The organism is Desulfoluna sp. CYM3A (assembly GCF_056829965.1).
Map to the genome: position 1 here is coordinate 4,937,340 of NZ_CP186556.1, position 20,609 is coordinate 4,957,948.

General features: G+C 60.4%; 11 protein-coding genes and 3 pseudogenes. 12 read left to right on the forward strand and 2 right to left on the reverse strand.

The features are described 5' to 3' along the window. Positions 1 to 464 precede the first annotated feature (464 nt). The gene (locus ACOYW1_RS25005) at positions 465 to 1,457 is read right to left on the reverse strand and encodes a hypothetical protein (protein ID WP_482420192.1); all 993 of its coding nucleotides are present in this window, start codon (positions 1,455 to 1,457) and stop codon (positions 465 to 467) included. Between the two features lie 511 nt (positions 1,458 to 1,968). Then, on the reverse strand, positions 1,969 to 2,481 hold the full coding sequence (locus tag ACOYW1_RS25010; RefSeq protein WP_482420193.1) for a caspase family protein: 513 nt from the start codon (positions 2,479 to 2,481) through the stop codon (positions 1,969 to 1,971). A gap of 1,518 nt (positions 2,482 to 3,999) precedes the next feature. Between ACOYW1_RS25010 and ACOYW1_RS25015 the strand changes: the two genes are divergently transcribed. From ACOYW1_RS25015 to ACOYW1_RS25070, 12 genes and pseudogenes are all read left to right on the forward strand, one after another. Further along, positions 4,000 to 5,328, forward strand: a complete 1,329-nt coding sequence (locus ACOYW1_RS25015; RefSeq protein ID WP_482420194.1) for a DEAD/DEAH box helicase — start codon at positions 4,000 to 4,002, stop codon at positions 5,326 to 5,328. After that, the gene (locus ACOYW1_RS25020; RefSeq protein WP_482420195.1) at positions 5,313 to 6,155 is read left to right on the forward strand and encodes a hypothetical protein; all 843 of its coding nucleotides are present in this window, start codon (positions 5,313 to 5,315) and stop codon (positions 6,153 to 6,155) included. Before ACOYW1_RS25015 ends, ACOYW1_RS25020 begins: the two co-directional genes overlap by 16 nt. Before the next feature lie 127 nt (positions 6,156 to 6,282). Further along, complete coding sequence (locus ACOYW1_RS25025) at positions 6,283 to 6,765, forward strand: YchJ family protein (RefSeq protein ID WP_482420196.1); 483 nt, start codon at positions 6,283 to 6,285, stop codon at positions 6,763 to 6,765. A 187-nt stretch (positions 6,766 to 6,952) separates the two neighbouring features. Further along, positions 6,953 to 7,246 (forward strand): annotated as a pseudogene (locus ACOYW1_RS25030) (ArsC family (seleno)protein); the annotation flags it as partial. A 55-nt stretch (positions 7,247 to 7,301) separates the two neighbouring features. Next, positions 7,302 to 7,886, forward strand: a complete 585-nt coding sequence (locus ACOYW1_RS25035) for a DUF2914 domain-containing protein (RefSeq protein WP_482418252.1) — start codon at positions 7,302 to 7,304, stop codon at positions 7,884 to 7,886. A gap of 340 nt (positions 7,887 to 8,226) precedes the next feature. Then, complete coding sequence (locus ACOYW1_RS25040; RefSeq protein WP_482418253.1) at positions 8,227 to 9,360, forward strand: SPFH domain-containing protein; 1,134 nt, start codon at positions 8,227 to 8,229, stop codon at positions 9,358 to 9,360. 179 nt (positions 9,361 to 9,539) lie between these two features. Continuing rightward, positions 9,540 to 10,223: a zf-TFIIB domain-containing protein gene (locus ACOYW1_RS25045; protein ID WP_482420197.1), complete on the forward strand. Its 684-nt coding sequence runs from the start codon at positions 9,540 to 9,542 to the stop codon at positions 10,221 to 10,223. 404 nt (positions 10,224 to 10,627) lie between these two features. After that, positions 10,628 to 12,309 (forward strand): annotated as a pseudogene (gene ettA / locus ACOYW1_RS25050) (energy-dependent translational throttle protein EttA). Between the two features lie 353 nt (positions 12,310 to 12,662). Further along, positions 12,663 to 14,186, forward strand: a complete 1,524-nt coding sequence (locus ACOYW1_RS25055; protein ID WP_482420198.1) for a sigma-54-dependent transcriptional regulator — start codon at positions 12,663 to 12,665, stop codon at positions 14,184 to 14,186. A gap of 318 nt (positions 14,187 to 14,504) precedes the next feature. Next, the gene (locus ACOYW1_RS25060) at positions 14,505 to 14,780 is read left to right on the forward strand and encodes a hypothetical protein (RefSeq protein WP_180142278.1); all 276 of its coding nucleotides are present in this window, start codon (positions 14,505 to 14,507) and stop codon (positions 14,778 to 14,780) included. Positions 14,781 to 15,283: 503 nt separating this feature from the next. Continuing rightward, positions 15,284 to 16,898 (forward strand): annotated as a pseudogene (locus ACOYW1_RS25065) (peptide chain release factor 3). Then, on the forward strand, positions 16,898 to 20,512 hold the full coding sequence (locus tag ACOYW1_RS25070; RefSeq protein WP_482418256.1) for a DUF3683 domain-containing protein: 3,615 nt from the start codon (positions 16,898 to 16,900) through the stop codon (positions 20,510 to 20,512). Before ACOYW1_RS25065 ends, ACOYW1_RS25070 begins: the two are co-directional and overlap by 1 nt. Positions 20,513 to 20,609 lie beyond the last annotated feature (97 nt).

A 20,609-nucleotide genomic window follows, 5' to 3' on the forward strand; every position in this document is an offset into this window, starting at 1 on the left:
TTGCGAATGCTCCGGGGCTTCGCCCCGTCACATTCGCTGACGGGCTGCGCCCGTGAGTTATAGATCATATAGGCAGATTGGCACCACCCCGCTATATGGACAGAAATGGGGCTGTCCGGGAAGGAGCAACCTGTATGGTCACAAAGATTCTGTGTACTGAGATGGTATGAAATCAGGACGGTGAGGGCGGCGTTGCTGCCCTCCCCCCCCTGTATAGCCGGTCCCGCCATGGGCCGGTTGGTGCCCGCAAGGGCCCAATTGTGGAAACGGGACACAAGCGTAAGCTGTGTCCCGTTTTGCGTTGGGAAGACAGGGGGGGCTTTTACTGGAAAGTAAACTCGTTCTTGTGGCTGACAAGTAAAGCCAATGGTGGTTACCGCTGGCTTCCCTGTGGAAAAAGTGAAGCCCGCTCAATTCGAGAGACCCGGCCTCCCGAATCGGAAAGACCAAGGTAAAAACGCCACCTACCAGCCTTGAATCCACACAAACCGACTCGCCCAGAGGGCATCTTTCAAGGCATCCAGCAGGTCGCCGTAGCTGAAGGTCCGGGTGTCGGTATCGGGCCATGGGGTGTCGGACACCGGGGGCGGTGCCACAGGGGATTCTGTGGGCTCCGACGACCAGGTGGCAAGGAGCATGTCCCGGCTGCCGTTTCCGCCGGTTGCAATGGCTTCAAGCCCCGCGTAATGCGTCTCATCCGGGTAGGCAACGGGCTCAAAGGATGTAACGGGATGGTTGTCCATGAGGGTCAGGGCCTGACCCGATTCCGAGATATGGTAGAGGCTGAGGTAGCCTGTGGGGTGGGGCGGGGAGAGAAATACCCGATAGCAGCGCCCCGATCTCAGGACGCCGGAGGGCGTCACGACCAGTCGCAAGCCCTGGTTGTCGGCCTTTTCCACAAAAAGCTGCCGGAACCAATCCTCGGGGGGAATGGGATAGACTTTTCCCTCAAGGGCCATGGCCCATCCGCCGTGCCGCCTCACCACATGATAGTCGTCGGGAAAAATGCCCAGAAACGAAAGATTGTACGAAAAAGGAAGGCTCGCCTTGTACCCGGAGGCATGGACGTATCCCGAAGCCCGATCCCCCATGCGGCCATCCCCGAGCTTTTGCATGAACGTGCGGTTGTCATAGGCCAGGGCCACAAAATGCCTTCCCCCTGCCTTGCCGTGCTTCACCGGGGTGAGAATACTACCGAAATAAAACCGGCTGACAAGGGAAACCCGGAACCGGGCAGAGCCCGACGCCCCGTCAGCCCCCTGCTCCCTCACCACCTCCCCCGTGGACGAGACCCGGACCCCCAATGACTCGGCAATCTCCCGAGCCGCGTCCGCCCGGGCTTCCTCCATGGTCTCTCCCTGCCCGTACCCCACCAGCACATGCCCGGGCCCCGCAAGGTCCCGGTTCACATACCAGGCAGGGCCGCCGCAACCGAGACAACCCAACAGAATAACCACACCAGCAATCCATCCTGCACAACGCATCACACACGCCCTAAGTCAGACCATTTTGCTAAACAGCCTTCTATGGTTAAAGTCGGGAGCAAAAGCAAGCCTCCGGCGGCGAGGTGAGCCACCTCGAACTGATCGCCATTGCGCTTTGCCCTTCGTTCCTCAGGGCAAAGCGCAATGGCCTTCGCTCGGGCTACGCCCGACATAAACGCTAATGATTTGTGCGGTCTGGCTCACAAGCTTCGAAGTCACAGGGTACGTTGTCGCTATTTGCCCATTGCCGATTTAACCGCACTGCCTTCGGCGGTAGCTTAAAATAAAACCGGACCAAAAACGTTTCGGTTTCAGCCCTCTTCCCTCAACCCTGAAAGGCTGAGGGAAAAAAGGGCTACAGACTCGTTAAGTCCAGAACATATCAACTCCCGGATATTTCAGTAAAACGACCGGAATTGTTCTCAAAACCTGTTTGTCAAACTTTTCAAAAGTTTGGCCCCCGCGGGCCGCCGGAGGCGTCCTTTTACGTCCCCGGCAGTTTCAACCGACCGTTGCCCCTCAAGGTCGGTTCCTGGAGTTGCGTGCCGCCCCTGGCCCTGCTGACGCGGCGGGTCTGGTCGTGGACGCGCTCAAAGAGGCCCTCCAGGGTATGGTGGGTGTGGCACAGCTCTTTCATGAGAAAATAGCTGAAGAGTCGGTGGCCTTTTTCCGGGTACATGTTGGAAAACTGGCGTTCGGTTCCGGCGGTGAGAACGGCCATGCGGCGGCCATCGACCTCTATCCCTTTGGGCACGAGGCGGGTGGCGGCCCGGCCGTTGCCAAAGGCGGATGAGCCGTCGGAGGCCCCTGTAAAGCAGCTGTCCAGAAACACGATGGCCTCTGCGGCCCGGCTTTGGGAGAGGGCGTCCAGCAGGGCGTCTACCCTGAAAAAGGGGTCGGTGTGGACAAAGTCCGGTGCCTGGTCTCGGGCCAGGAGATAAGGGGCGCTGCCCTGGGTCAGGGAGGGAAGGCCATGGCCGCTGTAGTAGAGGACCAATCACGGTCTCCCGGCAGCCTCGCAGGAGAAAGCGAAACTGGTCTTTGATGGAGGCGGCGGTGACGGGAAAGGTGCGGGGGCAAGCAGGGATGTTGCTTTGCCCGTCGTCGGTCAGGAGAAAGACGTTTTCAGGCGGAACCCCCAGGCGCTTCATGGCCACCCGGGTAAAGAGCTCTGCGCTGCGGCGTGAATAGGTGATGGGACCGGTCTGGTCGTACTCCTCAATGCCCATGGCAAAGAGCCAGTTCCGCGAATCCCTTTGCACCTTGCTGCTGGCTTTAAGGAGAGCAGGAAGATCATCGTCAAAGGAGGCGACGGGTTGAGAGGCTCCTTCGACAGCAGCGGTCAGGGCTGCATTCACCGCCCCGCGATTCTGGATTGCTGCCAGGGGAAGCAGCTCTGTAAACCTGTTTCGCTCCGGTGAAGAAAAAGCGAGAAAATCGGCGCGCAGCTCCGGGGGGAGTTTCAAGAGATAGGGGCGATGGTCGGGTTCCAGCCGGCCGAAGGCAGAGGCTTCCTTCTGGGTGAGGCCGTACCGCTTTCGGTACCAGGGGAGCAGGTCCAGGGTCTGGGCATCGGAGGCACCCTCGCAGGAGGCGCTCACATACAGGGTTCGCGATTCGAGGAGGGCATCGGTGACGTCCGGGCGATAGAGGCCGTCTCCCAGGGCCAGGGTCTCCACCGAGCGCCCCTGATCGTCCATGACGGTCACCCGGATGTTCCTCCAGACCTTTTGTTCGCGGACGGTTCCGGTCTCTTCATGGATCCGGCGCCGATCCACGACATCATAGTCCACCGGAGCCCACAGGTACCCCATGAAAAGCCAGGAGCGCAGGTGGCTGTCCACAACCCGCTGCCGCATGGCCTCCTCCCCGTCGGGTTCTCCCCAGCCGGTGTCCACGCACATGGCCGGGGTCACCACAACCCCTGCCACGGTGGAGAGGGCGCTGCCCAGGATCAGCCGGGCGTCGGGCTCGTACCCGTATATCTCCAGGCGGGTCACCCCCCTGGCTTCCACCCGGGTTTTGACCACCCGTTCCGGCACAAGCCGCACCGCCTTCACCCGAAACCCGGGCTGCCCATCTCCTTCCTGTGCCACATGCACACGACAGGGCCCGCCGGGCCCTGGTACAGGCTCCCCGGCGTATTCAAAGGCAAAGCGTTTTTGGGTACATGCGCTGAAAAGACACAGAACAACCAAGGCAGGCAACACACGTTTCACAAGGCACTCCAGACGGTTTGCGTTCGCACGACCAGCCCTTTACCGACACAAGGGCCTCCCCTCTTCTATTTTTAGGTATCGGCAAACGTTGCCTCTTTCTGAACTGCCCGGGATATGACAAGGGACTTTTGGTGGTACAGAACGCGGCCGGATATGATAAAGTGGGCTGTTGATAAAAAATACGCAAACAAATGACTTGAGCGCCGCCCGCAACCGGACATGGTCCGACGCTTCGGGCGTGCCATCCATGATAAACGTTGTATCCATAGCCTATGGCTGGTTAGAGACCTCACCCTATGACACAGAATTACCACAGACGCAGTCCCCACCCCAAGCGCCGGAGACACCGACGGCCGCCCAGAAAAAAATTCGCACCCACCATCAAGGCCGGCTCCGATGAGCGGCTGAAACCCATTTTTGAGCAGATAGGCACCCCGGAGGCCCGTCCTTTTTCTCCGGACCGATTTCAGCTGGAAGCGGTGGAGGCGGTTCGTCATGGGGATTGCCTGGTGACGGCCCCCACGGGGTCGGGAAAAACCTGGATTGCCGAGCAAGTCATCATGGGAGCCCTGGAGCGGGGAGAGCGGTGCTGGTACGCCACGCCCTTAAAGGCCCTGACCAACACCATCTTCAGCCGTTTCTGCGATCTCTTCGGCAAAGGGAGCGTGGGGATCCTCACGGGGGACATCAAGGACAACCCGGACGCCCCCATTATCGTGGGCACCACCGAGATCCTGAGGAACCAGCTCTACGATGCCATGCACACCGGCCGGGACCTTACCACCGACCTGGTGGTCATGGACGAAGCCCACTACCTGGGGGACGCCGACCGCGGCGTGGTCTGGGAAGAGGTGATGATCTACCTGCCCTCGCGGATTCCCCTGCTGTTGCTCTCGGCCACCGTGGGCAATGCCCGCCAGATCGCGGACTGGCTCACCGACTTAAGGGGCCGGGAGGTTCAGGTCATCGAAGAGACCAAGCGCAGCGTGCCCCTGCACCCCCTGTTTTTCCACCCCTCGGGCACCCTCTTTCCCCTGGTGAGCCAAAAAGGGGGCAAGGGAAGCGTGGGGCTGTACAAAAAGGTCAACTCCTACGTCAATCAGGACAATCCCCCCATTCTGGCGCCCCCCAACCGGTTGCCCCCCATGGGCGAGATCATGAAGGTGCTGAAAAAATACCGGCTGCTCCCCGCCATCTTCTTCATGAAGTCCCGGGCCGACTGCAACGGAGCCCTGGAGCTCTGCTCCGGAGAGATCCTGGCCGGGGACCCGGCCCGTGCCGACCTTCTCTCCCAGCGTGTGGACGAGATCCTGACGGCCCACCCCCATCTCAGCCGCCACAAGCAGCGCTATCATTTGGAGCACCTGGCCGTGGGCGCCCACCACAGCGGGCAGCTCCCGGGGTGGAAGATCGTCATCGAGACCCTCATGAACGAAGGGCTCTTAGACGCCATGTTCGCCACCAGCACCGTGGCAGCCGGGGTAAACTTCCCCGCCCGGAGTGTGGTGATCATGAACTCGGACCGTTACAACGGCGTGGAGTTCATGCCCTTGTCCTCCTCGGAGTACAACCAGATGACGGGCCGTGCCGGCAGGCGTGGCAAGGACAAGTGGGTTTTGCCGTGATCCTGCCCGGCAAGTTCAACGACCTCCGGCACCTGGCGCGCCTCACCAACCAGGCCCCCGAGCGCGTGGAGAGCCAGATTCGCATCAACTTCTCCATGGTGCTGAACCTGTTGCTCTCCCACAGCCCCCACCAGATCGAAGGGCTCCTGGACAAATCATTTGCCTCCTTCCTGCTGGAGAAAAAACGGGGCAGAGGCCGAAACAACAGGCGCCTCTGGGAGGATTTCACCCTTCACCTGGAGTTTTTGAAGTTCAAGGGATTTGTGGACGACGACAACCGCCTCACCGCCGACGGCGAGTGGGCTTCCCGCCTGCGCATCGACTCGCCCCTTCTGGTGGGGGAGTGTTTCCGCCTGAAGCTCTTCCCCGAGGACCCGGCCCTCATGACGGCCATGGTGGCCTCCTTTGTGAACGAGCGGGAACGGGACGACGAGAGCATCGACCGGAGCGCTCTGCCCAAGAAGCTCATCCACACCTTCCTCACCATCAGAAAGGGGCTCACCCCCTTTGCCCGGGAGATGCTGGACTGGGGATTTAACGTCCCCTTTCTCTACCTCCACCCGGCAGCCACCCTGTACCTCTGGGCAGCAGGCACCCCGTGGAACGATGTGGTGAGGTTCTCGGGCCTTCAGGAGGGGGACCTCTCCAGGCTGGTTCTGCGCACCGCCGACAACCTGCACCACATTGCGGCCCTCTCCGCGGTCTTCCCCCAGGCAGCGGCCGCCGCAGCCGAGGCCAAGAAGGCGATCATGAGGGACCCCATCGTCACCACACTGGAAGAGATTCCCGAGCACCGGGAGGGGCCCGTTGCCGGTTCTCCCGTATAATGCTGGGCGTTTACTTTATGCGTCATTTTATTTATATAGGACCTCACGAGGATAACCTGTGATGATCCGGCCCATGCACAAGGGCCAAAAAGACGAAGCAACGATACAGACTTGAAGGAGTAAATTCATGGAACCATGCCCATGCGGACTTGATGCGGCTTACGATACCTGTTGCGGACCCATTATCAGAGGCGAAAAAGCCGCTGAAACGGCAGAGCAGCTCATGCGCGCCCGATACACCGCCTATGCCAAGGTGGAGACCGATTTCCTGAAGGAGTCCATCCACCCCGACAAGCGACACACCCATGACGAACGCCAGAACTCGACTGGTGGCGAATCCGAGTGGTTCAACCTGGAGGTGGTTCGCACCGACAAGGGCGGCGAAGGCGACGAAACCGGCCAGGTGGAATTCATCGCCAACTACGCCGTCAAAGGCGAAAAGGCTCGCCACCACGAGCTGGCAAGCTTCGTGAAGGTCGACGGTGCCTGGTACTTTGACGACGGCGTGGGCGTTGTCCCCGAAACGGTCGTCCGCCAGGGCCCCAAGGTGGGCCGCAACGATCCCTGCCCCTGCGGCAGCGGCAAAAAGTTCAAAAAATGCTGCGGATAGCACAGCGGTAATCCGTTTCATTTCGGGAAAGCCCTCCTGCCGAGGGCTTTCCCCTCCCCCTCTTCCGCCGGGGATTCCTGCTCCGGCACCCTGTGGGTCTCCCACACATGTCACACCCAACCATCACGTTAAGGAGCATATCATGATTGAATGGGCATACCTTCGAAAAGGCTGAACGTCCTGTACCAAGACCCAGGAGTTTCTTGGGCCCCTCAACCTCGCCCCCAAAGAGGTCGTGGATGCGCGAAAAGAGCGCATTGACGCCGATGCGGCCTGGGCCATCCTCTCATCACGCCCCCTGGTAATCACGGCCCGGGGAAAAAAGGTGACGGAATGGAAGGCCAGCGACGAGAACAAAGAGGCCATACTCAAGGCGGCCATGGGGCCGTCCGGAAACCTGCGCGCCCCCACCCTCAGGTTGAAAGACCGGATTATGGTGGGGTTTCACGAAGATTACTATAAGGCAACCTTCGCTCCATAAGAACCCGATGCCTCGGGGTAACATCCCCTGGCATCCCAGTCGAAAGGAAAGAAACATGTTGAAATTGTTTGCACCGCTTCTCATTGCCGTTTTTTCCCTGTGTTTTGTCGGATCGTTTGCCTCCGCCGCCCCCACCCTGGACGACGCCAACCCAGGCGAGGTGATTTTCACGGCCCAGTCCGACACAACCCCTCAGCCCACGGCCGTTGAAGCCGACGTTGAGGCCGAGGCAGTCCCCCTGCCCCCGGAGCCCATGACCTCCGAGGACCTTGAAACCGCAGCGGACATGGAACCTGCCGAAGAGCAAAACATCCCGATCCTTGTGAGTGTCTCGGAGATGGTCATCGCAACAGACATTGTGGAGCGTGAGCCCGTTGAGACCGGTACCCTCTTCTCCACGGACACCCCGCGCCTCTTCTGCCACAGCCGCATTGTCTCGCCCGAGCCCACCACCATCACCCATGTCTGGTACCGTGACGGTCAGCGCGTGGCCGAGGTGCCCCTGACCATCGGCGCCTCCGCGTCCTGGCGAACCTGGAGTTCCAAGGCCATGAGCCCTTCCCTTCCTGCGCCCTGGCGAGTGGAAATCCTGGCCGAAGACGGGACCCTGCTGGCCCAGACCGATTTTTCCGTGGAATAGCCAGACGCTCGACACCACGTGCCTCCGGCCGGACACAACCGGAGGCACGTTGTAACTATTCAGCTTGCCTCCGGCGGGTCGCTTTTTTTAAAAAAGTTCTCCGCAAAAAGATTAGAACAGTCAAAATCGCTGAAATTCATGCCAAAGCCGTCAAGACCTGTTTGTCAAACGTTTCAAAAGTTTGGCCCCCGGCAGGGCCGCCGGAGGCAAACATAAGCTGAATAGTTACGGCACGTTTAAAGTCCGATGCGCCTTTATCCGACATAAGGAATAAGGCACACACGTTCCCGGTTCCGTAACCGGCCGCATGACGGCCCCATCACGAGGAAGGAGGACCCACATGGCTCTTTGGGACAAGCTGAAAGGTGAACTGGTCGATGTCATCGACTGGTTGGACGACTCCGGGGACACCATGGTGTGGCGGTTCCCGCGGTACCAGAACGAGATCAAGTACGGGGCCAAACTCACCGTCCGGGAGTCCCAGGCCGCGGTCTTTGTCAGCGAAGGCCGCATCGCCGATGTCTTCGGGCCGGGGCTCTACAGCCTCACCACCCGCAACCTGCCCGTCCTCACCACCCTCCAAAAGTGGTACCACGGCTTTGACAGCCCCTTTAAAGCCGAGGTCTACTTCTTAAGCACCCGAAACTTCACGGACATCAAGTGGGGAACAAAAAAACCCATCACCCTGCGGGATCCCGAGTTCGGGCCGGTGCGCCTTCGCTCCTTCGGCACCTACGTGGTCCGTGTCGCAGACCCCAAGGCCTTCATCACGGAGATCGCCGGCACCGAGGGGCACTTCACCGTGGAGGAGATCACCGGCCAGCTCACCAGCATGGTCATCACCCGCTTTGCCGACCTCCTGGCCGAAAGCAAGATCCCGGTCCTGGACCTGGCGGCCAACTACAACGAGCTCTCGGCCTGGGTCACCGCCAAGCTTGCCGGAGAGTTTTCCGCCTACGGCCTGGACCTCACCAAGCTCCTCATCGAAAACATCGCCCTGCCCAAGGCCGTGGAAGAGGCCCTGGACAAGCGCACCAGCATGGGCATCGTGGGGGACCTGGACGCCTACACCAAATTCCAGGCCGCCAACGCCCTGGAAAAAGCCGCGGAAAACCCCTCGGGGGATGCCTCGGCAGGGGTGGGCATGGGCATGGGGTTTGCCATGGCCAACCAGATGACCCGAACCATGGCCGACCAGGCAGCCCAGGCCAGTCAGCCTGCGGCGGCCCCCACCTCTTCCGGCGCTGCCGTACCGCCCCCCTTGCCCCCCCAGGAAGCCATCTCGTATTACCTGGGCATCGGCGGAGAGCAAAAGGGTCCATTTTCCCCCAAGATCGTCCACGAGATGATCCGGGACAAGGCCATCACCAAAGAGACCCTGGTCTGGCGCAAGGGCATGGAAGGATGGGAAAAGGCCACCGATCTCCAGGAGCTCAGGCTCCTCCTGGAAGACGGGCCTCCCCCGCTGCCTTGATAGATCAACACGCCCCCGGCGCCCTGCCGGGGGCCAGAGGTTTCATCCGCCTTCGCCCAAGGGCTTCGGCACCAATCGGAACATGTTTTGCGGGGCTTTTTTTCAAGCGCCCCGCCGGAGGCAAGCGAAAGTACTGCCCCCACTGGTTGACATCCTCATCACCCCACAGAGTTTGACCTATGGCCAATTGCAAAAACTGTTCAGCCCCCATCCCTGCGGACACCATTGTCTGCAGTTACTGCGGCACCCGAAACGACACCGACCTGTCCGGCATCCACGAGTACACCGAGGTGGCCCCTGAAAAAGAGCGCATCTGCCCGAGGTGTGAGAAGGCCATGAAGACCATCGACCTCAAGATCGGCGGCACCTTTCTCATCGAGCGCTGCGAAACGTGCATGGGCATGTTCTTTGATGCCGGTGAGCTCGAAGCCCTCATCAAGGCCACGGTGAAAAACGTGAGCCACGTCAACCACAAAAAGCTCAAAGAGCTCTACGCCCTGCAGCGCCACGACGAGTACGGCATCTCCTACATCAAGTGCCCGGTGTGCGAGACGGTGATGAACCGCGTCAACTTCGGACAGCGAAGCGGTGTGATCATCGACCGCTGCCCCGACCACGGGCTCTGGCTGGACGGTGGAGAACTCCGGCATCTTCTGGAATGGGTCAAAGCCGGCGGGCAGATGTACAACGACCAGCGCGAGGCCATGAAGCGAAAAATGGACGCCCGGGAGGACATCAAGGTCAGGCGGGCCACCACGGTCCACGGCGGCGGAGGCTTCGACACCTACGGGGCCACCCTGCGCCACAGCGACCCGGACCTCTTCACCATGGTGGGCCGCGTCATCCGCTGGCTGGTGAGATAAGCCGTTGTGACACGCTGATAATCTACGGCACCGACGGACGCGCTACGTGGCGTCCGTACCCCGCCTTCCGGGCCCGGGGGGCGCAAGCCCCTTTGGGCCCCCACACATCCCACCGACAACCTGTCTGAACCTTTCACCTTCATCGCCCCATCCCGGCATTTTCCCCCCCCGCCGTTGCCCCGTCAGCCCGGAAAATGAGCCAGCCCCCCGGAAAGCCGGGCCCCTTTGCGCACCAGATACTTGCGAGTTTCGAAGGAGTCTGGTAGGTTACCTCGGTTATGCGGCAGAAAAGGGGCCACGCACGCGCGGTATCTTTAACGACGCGCCATCTGAACACAAGGGCCGGGACCACCCCGTTTTTTATCCATAACGGGCCCCCGCCTCGCCACCCAAGGAGTGATTCCATGTCAAATGAAGGCAACAAGGTCATCTACTCGATGATCCGTGTGAGCAAATACTACGATAAAAAACCGGTGCTCAAAAACATCTCTCTCTCCTATTTCTATGGGGCCAAGATCGGCGTCCTGGGCCTCAACGGCTCCGGGAAATCCTCCCTGCTGCGTATCCTGGCAGGGGTGGACACCGAATTCGACGGCCAGACCATCCTGTCCGACGGCTTTTCCATCGGGTACCTGGAGCAGGAGCCCCTGCTGGACGAAGACCGCACGGTCATCGAAGTGGTCAAGGAGGGCGTTCAGGAAGTGGTGGATCTCATGAAGGAGTACGATGAGATCAGCGAAAAATTTGCCGAGCCCATGGACGATGACGCCATGGACAAGCTCATTGCCCGCCAGGGCGTGGTGCAGGAAAAACTGGACCACCTGGACGCCTGGGACCTGGACTCCCGCCTGGAGATGGCCATGGACGCCCTGAGGTGCCCGCCCGCCGACGCCAAGGTCAGTGTGCTCTCCGGGGGTGAAAAGCGCCGCGTGGCCCTGTGCCGCCTGCTGCTCCAAAAGCCCGACATCCTTCTCCTTGACGAACCCACCAACCACCTGGATGCCGAGACCGTGGGCTGGCTGGAACAGCATCTCCAGCGCTATGCAGGCACCGTCATTGCCGTAACCCACGACCGCTACTTCCTGGACAACGTGGCGGGCTGGATTCTGGAACTGGACCGTGGCGAAGGCATTCCCTGGAAAGGAAACTACTCCTCCTGGCTGGACCAGAAGGGCAAGCGCCTGGCCCAGGAAGAGAAGCAGGAGAGCAACCGCCAGAAGACCCTCGCCCGGGAGCTGGAGTGGATCGGCATGAGCCCCAAGGGACGGCACGCCAAATCCAAATCCCGTATCACCGCCTACGAAAAGCTCCTCAACGAGGACACCAAGCAGCGTGAGCAGGAGATGGAGATCTTCATTCCCCCCGGACCCCGCCTCGGCAACATGGTCATCGAGGCCGACAAGGTGGCCAAGGCTTACGGTGAAAAGCTTCTGGTGGAGAACATGAATTTCATGCTCCCCCCCGGCGGCATCGTGGGGGTCATCGGCCCCAACGGCGCGGGCAAGACCACCCTCTTCCGCATGCTCACCGGCCAGGACACCCCGGACGACGGCACCATCAACATCGGCAGCTCCGTGAAGCTGGCCTACGTGGACCAGAGCCGGGACAGCCTGGACGGGGACAAGAGCATCTGGGAGGTCATCTCAGGGGGTCAGGACACCATCTCTTTGGGCAACCGCGAGGTCAACGGCATGGCTACGTCTCCCGCTTCAATTTCTCCGGTTCCGACCAGCAGAAAAAGGTGGGCGCCCTTTCCGGCGGCATGCGAAACCGCGTGCACCTGGCCTGCATGCTCAAGGAAGGCGCCAACGTCCTTCTCCTTGACGAACCCACCAACGACCTGGACGTCAACACCATGCGAGCCCTGGAAGAGGCCCTGGAGAACTTTGCGGGCTGCGCCGTGGTCATCAGCCACGACCGCTGGTTCCTGGACCGAATCGTCACCCACATCCTCGCCTTTGAAGGGGACAGCCAGGTGGTCTGGTTCGACGGCAACTACTCCGAGTACGAAGAGGACCGCAAGAAGCGCCTGGGCATCGACGCGGACCAGCCCCATCGGATCAAGTACCGGCACCTGACCCGATAACCGTCGGGGCCGACGGAAGGCACGGCGCCTTTTCCGTCGGCCCTCACCAAAGGGGCACGGCTTCAGAAGGGAAGATGTTCACCGCCCCGGGAAACACGGCCCGTTGCGGCGATCCCTCCATTGATAAGTGATTGCAGAGTTGATAAAATTTGTTATATAGATTGTTATATACCCACAATAAATCCGAAGCACCCGACGTGACAGACGGCGATGGGCTTCGAAACAAAGACCGAGAATCAGCTTGTATTTCAAGTGTCTTTCGGCCCTGCCCCCTGTGGTTCACGCCCACACCGTTTGCGCCGCCGTCACTCTTCACCAACGCCATCTTCTGATTCGGGGAGAATGCATTGCCCATGGCCACCATCCTCATCATCGACGACGACCAACAGATCTGTGAAATCCTTGAAGCCTTCATCCGAAGGGAAGGCCACCGCTCCATGTCCCGGCAGACCCTCACCGAGGGATTGCAGCAACTGGAGAGCGCAGCCTTTGATCTCGTCTTCCTCGACGTCGGCCTTCCCGACGGAAGCGGCCTGGAACTGGTGCGCCGCATCCGCAGCACCCCGGGAGAGCCCGAGGTGGTGATCATCACCGGTGCCGGCGATGCCGACGGCGCGGAAATGGCCATCAAAAACGGGGCCTGGGACTACCTCCAGAAGCCCTTCAACTTAAAAGAGATTACCCTCACCCTGAGCCGGGCCCTCCAGTACCGGGAGAACCTCAAGGCCTCTTCGGTTAAGGAGGACCCCGTGGACAGCCAGGGGATCATCGGCAGCAGCCCCGTGATCCACGACTGCCTCACCACCCTGGCCCATGCCGCCCGAAACAACGCCAGCGTACTCATCACCGGCGAGACAGGAACCGGCAAGGAGCTCTTTGCACGGGCCGTCCACAACAACAGCAAGCGCAAAGAGAACCGCTTTGTGGTGGTGGACTGCGCGGCCCTGCCCGAAACCTTAAAGGAGAGCGCCCTGTTCGGCCATGAAAAGGGCGCCTTTACCGGGGCTGAAAAAACATCGGAAGGCCTGGTGAAGCAGGCCGACGGAGGCACCCTCTTCTTGGATGAGGTGGGGGAAATGGACCTGCCCCTTCAAAAGGTGTTCTTAAGGGTCCTTCAGGAGAAGTGCTACCGCCCGGTGGGGAGCCGCATCGAGCAGAAAAGTGATTTCCGGCTGGTGGCGGCCACCAACCGGGACCTGGACAAGATGGTGGCCGAAGGCACCTTTAGAAACGATCTCCTCTACCGGCTCCGCACCGTGGCCATTGAGCTGCCCCCTTTGCGCATGCACCCCGAGGACATCCAGGCCATCATCCTCTACCACACCGGGGCCATCTGCCGGAACTTCGGCATCGAGCCCAAGGGCTTCTCCCCGGATTTTTTCCAGGTACTCTGCGCCTACAGCTGGCCCGGTAACATCCGGGAGCTGGTCAACACCCTGGAAGGGGCCATCAGCAAAGCAGGGGAAGAGCCCATCCTCTTTCCCATGCACCTGCCCGACGCCATCCGGGTCCACGTGGCCCGGGCCAACCTGGCGGGAGATATGCCCCCGCAGGCCACCACCGCGTACCAGGTCGAGAAAAAACCCGAAGGGCTCACCGCGGTTCCCCCGCTGCTCTCCCCTGCCCCCTCCCCGACGCTTCCGTCACAGGCCCACGAGATGCCTTCCCGGGAAGAGGTGCTCACCCAGGCGGACCAGGCCTATCTCAAGCACCTCATGCGGGTCACCCGTGGAAACATCAAAGAGGCCTGCCAGGTCTCCGGGCTGGGGCGGACCCGTTTGTACACCCTGATGAAGAAATACGGCATCTCCCGACTCGGCTGGTCCACCGCAGAGCCGGATAAAGACGATGCCTGCCCGTCCGCCCCCCTTGAATAACGGACGGACCAGACGACGGAGAGCCCCGATTACAGGGCCTCTCCGGCCACAATCCAAACCATCTATTCACTTTTGTGAACATCCCCCATCCACTTAAGCGGCCCCTTGCCACCGTGCACGCCACACCGGCAGAGGCGGCCTGAAAAGGCCCTTCACTCTCGGCCGATCGTTTCCCCCTGTGTTTCCGGGCAGTTTCATCTCCCGACCAAGAAATCACAAAAAAAAGCCCATTCCACGGCATATCCGGCACGCTCCCTGCATTTCTATTCAGGCAAGACAACGACGGATGATGTCGCAACCATTCAAGGAATGGGTACCATGCACGAACAAAATCAAACCACCATCGATGTCTGCACCTCCCTCTTCTGGCACCTGTCGGATAAGGGGCTCGGCCCCTCGGAGGTCAACAGACTGGTCAAAGATGTTTTTTGCATCCTCCAGGACGGGGGAACATTCACGGTGGGTTTCATCAACCACCAGCTAAACAGCATGGGATGGACCGGACACATCATCGACGAAGACGCCATTGAGCTTGTGCTGACCATTTTAAAAAATGAATTCGATTATTCCATCAGCACCCACACGGTCCACTAAAAATTGATAGCTTTACCCCCGACACCTTACTTTAGCCTTCTGCCGGGGGCCATCTACGCAACCCTTTCCCACCACCAAACCATGCGTAGGTGGTCCCCACCTTTTTTGCAATCCCACCGGAAATGAGCCTCCCACCCAGACGACGCCCTCTCCCGCCTTCCCACCGTCGTCTTGGCTCTTTTTTCCGGCACCTCCCCCCAGCGAAAAACCCAGAGCCGCGTCAATTCCCTTGAAATCCCTTGAAAAAGAATGTGAAATAGCTTATTTAGAATGGTTTTCACCGGTTGTTTTGCCGTGTGTACCGTACAGAAAAAAACGGGATATTTGATACAAATCGGTCAAAAGCAACGCGACGATTGCGGAAAACATCAACAACACCCAGCATCTCCCCGTAAAGCCACCACTTCGGTGCTGTTGACACCGCCTTCGTCACCCCTTCGGCTCCCTTCGCGTCACCCGGAATCCGGGGAGGCGCTTTTCATGATTTTTTTATATATTCAGGTATGACAAACAGCATGTCTTTTGAAAAAAACACTCCCCTCACCCGGGAGATCAGCAAGCGCCGAACCTTCGGTATCATCAGCCACCCCGACGCAGGTAAAACAACCTTAACGGAAAAACTCCTTCTCTTCGGGGGGGCCATTCAGCAGGCCGGGGCCGTCAAGTCCCGCAAGACAGACCGCCACGCCACCAGTGACTGGATGGCCATCGAGCAGGAGAGGGGCATCTCCGTCACCAGCTCGGTGATGAAGTTCAACTATCGGGACTACGACGTCAACCTGCTGGACACCCCCGGTCACAAGGACTTTTCCGAGGACACCTACCGGGTCCTCACCGCCGTGGACAGCGCCATGATGATCATCGACAGCGCCAAGGGCGTGGAGACCCAGACCGAAAAGCTCATGGAGGTGTGCCGCATGCGCAACACCCCCATCATGACCTTCATCAACAAGCTTGACCGGGACGGCATGGAGCCCCTGGACATCCTGGCTGATATTGAAGAGAAGCTGCAGATCGAGTACGCTGTGGCCGACCACCTGGCCCATCGGCATGGGCAAGCAGTTCAAAGGGGTCTACAACCTTTATAAAAAAGAGATCCACCTCTTTTCCCCGGAGAAAGAGACCCTGGCCAAGGACGGCATCCACATCCAGGACCTGTCCGACCCCAAGCTCGACGAGCTCCTGGGAAGCCAGGCCGATGACCTTCGGGACGACATTGAGCTCATCGAAGGCGCCGCCGACCCCTTTGAGCTGGAGCTTTACCTCAAGGGAACCCAGACCCCGGTCTTCTTCGGCAGTGCCATCAACAACTTCGGTGTGCAGGAGCTCTTGGACGCCTTTGTGGAGATGGCCCCGACGCCAATTCCCAGGAAGGCCGTCACCCGTGAGGTCACCCCCTCCGAAGAGGAGTTCTCCGGGTTTGTTTTCAAGATCCAGGCCAACATGGACCCGGCTCACCGGGACCGCATCGCCTTTTTCCGGATCTGCTCGGGCAAATTCACCCGGGGCATGAAGGTCAAGCACCACCGCATCGGCAAGGACATCACCATTGCCAACGCCACCATCTTCATGGCCCAGGACCGCACCAACGTGGAAGAGGCCTATCCCGGGGACATCATCGGGATCCACAACCACGGCACCATCAAGATCGGGGATACCTTCACCACCAAGGAGCCCTTGAAATTCACAGGCATCCCCAGTTTCGCACCGGAGCACTTCAAACGGGTGCTGCTGAAAAACCCGCTGAAGACCAAGCAGCTCCAGAAAGGGCTCCTGCAGCTTGCCGAAGAGGGTGCGGTGCAGGTCTTCCGCCCCTTGCGCGGAAGCGATTACATTTTAGGCGCCGTGGGTGAGCTGCAGTTTGAGGTCACCATTGCCCGCCTGAAAAACGAGTACAGCGTGGACGCCGCCTACGAACACGTCAGCATCGGTGTGGCGCGCTGGGTGGACAGCGACGATAAAAAATGCCTGGACGCCTTCAAGGAGAGCCAGGTGGCCAGCCTTGCCACGGACTCCGAGGGCCACCTCACCTACCTCACCACCAGCGAATGGCAACTGGGCTTTGTGATGGAACAGAACCCCGACATTGTGTTCAACAAGACACGGGAATACAACTGATGAAAGCACAAAATTACCGCGAAATACCGTACAACTACACCTCTGCCGACGACGAACTCGTCGTCACCTACCTCTTTGACGCCAAGGTGTGGAACAAGCTCCAGGAACTCCGGGGAAAACGCATTACCGGGCGCTCCGCCAAGCTGCTCATGCGCCTGATGGGTGACCTGTTCATCCTGAAGCGCAACCCCTTTCTCTTCGACGACCTCGCAGGGTCCCGGAGCCGCCGTCGCCTGTTCCTGAAGACCGCCGCCAACGATTTGGCCATCATCGAAAAAATGGCGGAGCAAAAAGAGGTTCTGGAGATCACCGGACGCTGCCGCAAAGCCCTGAAGGGCCTCAACGACACCCTCAAGGGGCACCGACGTCAGCGGCGACGCATCAGGCGCGAGCTCGGGGCCATCATCGGACGCCACAACGTCTGTTTCGAGCCCTTCTCCATCATCAGCCACGCCACGGACGCCACGGACTGGCGGCGCCACCTGGCCGTGGCCGTGCTGCGCCCCACCCGGGAATCCCAGGTTCCCCGCCTGGTGAAAGCCATCGAGAGGCTCGGCCTCTCCATCATCCCCCGCGGTGCGGGCACGGGCCTCACCGGGGGCAGCGTACCGGTCACCGAAGGCTGCGTGATGATCAACACCGAAAAGCTCAACCGCATCCGGGGCATCAAGCACCTGCCCGCGGCTCCGGGCACCGGTGCGTCCACCATGCCGGTCCTTGAACTGGAGGCCGGGGTCATCACCCAGACGGCCATGGGCTACGCCGAGGTGGAGAACCTTGTCTTTGCCACCGACCCCACCAGCTCCTGGGCCTGCACCATCGGCGGCAACATCGCCGAAAACGCAGGGGGGAAAAAGGCGGTGATGTGGGGGACGGCCATCGACAACCTGGTCTCTTACCGCATTGCCATGCCCGGCGGCCGCCTCATGGAGGTGCGCCGGGAAGATCACCCCATGCGCAAAATCCTGCCCGAGGACACCGTCCTCTTCTCCGTGCGGGACGAAGAGGGGCAGATCAAGAAGACCGTCAGCCTCTCCGGCACGGAGATACGAAAAACAGGGTTGGGCAAGGACATCACCAACAAGGCCCTTGGGGGTCTGCCCGGGATCCAGAAAGAGGGCTGCGACGGCATCATCACCTCCGCCGAGTTCATCCTCTACCCATCCTTTGAATACAAGACCACCTTCTGCCTGGAATTTTTCGGCAACGACATGGAGGAGGCCAGCGATGTCATCGTCAAGATCTCCAAGGAGTTCGACAACGGCGGCAAAGAGGCCCTCATCGCCCTGGAGCACTTTGACGACGAGTACATGCTCGCCATCAACTACAAGGTAAAGGCCACCCGTAAGGGGAGCCCCAAGGCGGTCCTTCTCATCGACATGGTGGGCCACAACGAAGAGGAGATCGACCGGGGGACCCGTCGCCTCCAGGACCTGCTTGGCCCTTACGAAAACACCGAGATCTTTGTGGCACGGGACGAGGACGAGGCCGAGCGTTTCTGGAAAGACCGGAAGAAGCTGGGAGCCATCGCGCGGCGCACCAACGCCTTCAAACTCAACGAGGACATTGTGCTTCCCCTGGATGTGCTGGGGGCCTTTACGCGGTTTGTGGACACCTACAACCTGGAAGAGAACCGATACAACCAGCTGGACTTCCTCAACGCCACCCTGGCCTACCTGGAGCATGCCGAGCCCATCGAAGACCCGGAATGGCTTGAGGCACGTATCCCCAAGGCCAGAGAAATCTGCAGCGAGGCCCTCTCTGCCATCCGCAACGCCACCACGGAGATGCTTCAGGACGGCGCCCAGGCCCGGCAGCTCCTCTCCGAGCTCCTGGAGTTCTTCCGGGGCTACAAGCGCATCACCGGCGACATCCAGCGCATCTTCAACGAGGTGAGGGCGCGCCAGATCATCATCGCCACCCACATGCACGCAGGGGACGGCAACGTGCACGTCAACATCCCGGTCTTCTCCAACGACATGGAGATGATGAAACGTGCCGCCAAAACCGCCGACGACGTCATGGAGGAGGCGGTGCGCTTAGGGGGCGTGGTGAGCGGGGAACACGGCATCGGCATCACCAAGATGAAGTACCTGGATCCGTCCCTTGCCAAGGCCCTGGCCGCCTACCGGAAAAAGGTGGACCCCAAAGGGGTGATGAACCCGGGACAGCTTACGGACCCGAACATCCAGTCCAAGGTCTACACCCCCTCCTTCAACCTGCTGGAGCTGGAGGCAAGTATCCTTCAGCACGGCTCCCTGGAGACCCTGGCGGCCAAAATCGCCACCTGCGTGCGCTGCGGAAAGTGCAAGATCGACTGCTGCACCTTCTACCCGGCCAAGAACATGTTCTACCACCCGCGGAACAAGAACCTGGCCATCGCCTCCCTCATCGAGGCCATCCTCTACGACGTGCAGCGTGCCCACTCCACGCGCTTCAAGTTCCTCAAGCAGCTGGAGCAGATCGCCGACCACTGCACCATGTGCCACAAGTGCTTCAAGCCATGCCCGGTGGACATCGACACGGCCGAGGTCTCCCTCATGGAACGGGAGATCCTCGTCTCCCGCAAGTACAAGAAGACCCGCATGGCCACCCGGGCCTCCCTGGCGTACCTGGAGACCCGTAACCCCCTTGGCAACGCCCTTTTCCGAAAGGGCCTGGTCTCCTGGGGCGGCTCTCTTCAGCGCACCGGCCACCAGATGCTCAAGAACATGGCCCCCATGCGCAAGGTGCTGTCCGGGACCCACGCAGCCGAGATCCTGGCGTCTCCCGTTCCCCGGCCACCCGCGGGAACCCTCCGGGACATCTTGCCCAAGTGCGGGAACAACCAGGCCATGATCCTCAACCCGCCGGAGGAGGCGGAGCAGTCTGTCTTCTACTTCCCGGGATGCGGGTCCGAGCGGCTCTTTTCCGACATCTCCAAGGCCGCCATCTACATTCTGCTCTCCGCAGGGGTCCGGGTGGTGCTGCCGCCCCCGTATATCTGCTGCGGCTTTCCTGCCAAGGTCAACGCCAAGGGCGTGCAGCACAGCCAGATGACCCTGCGGGACTCGGTAATCTTCAGCCAGATCCGCGAAATGATCAGCTACGTGGAATTCGACGCCTGCGTGGTGAGCTGCGGAACCTGCCGAGAGGCCCTGGAAGAGATTGAGGCCCCGGAGATCCTGGACTGCAACATTGCCGACGTGAGCCGCTTTGCCCTGGAAAACGGCCTGGAGGTCAAAGGGGGCAACAGCTGCCTCTACCACGCCCCCTGCCACGACTCCCTGGACGGTGACGCGGCAGGCATGCTCGAAGAGTTTACCGGCTACTCCGTGGACAGCGTGCCCCACTGCTGCTCCGAAGGCGGGACCCTCTCCATGAGCCGACCGGACATCACCAACGCCATGCTCCAGAGAAAGCATGACGAGATCGAGCTGCGCACCCTGGGCAAGGGCCGTGAGACAACCATCCTCACCAACTGCCCCTCCTGCATCCAGGGCCTGGGCCGCAACAAGGACCTCGACATCGTTCCCCGCCACCTGGCCGTGGAGCTGGCCATCCAGACCGGCGGCAAGGACTGGGAAGAGAAACTCAAAGCCATGGTGAAACAGGCCGAGGTGGTGACTTTTTAAAAAGCGCTCCGGTCTTTTGAACCATCCCAATAAAAAAGGCGCCTCCCCCGTAAGCGGGTGAGGCGCCTTTTTTGGTTGTATCCTCTGGAACGGTTCT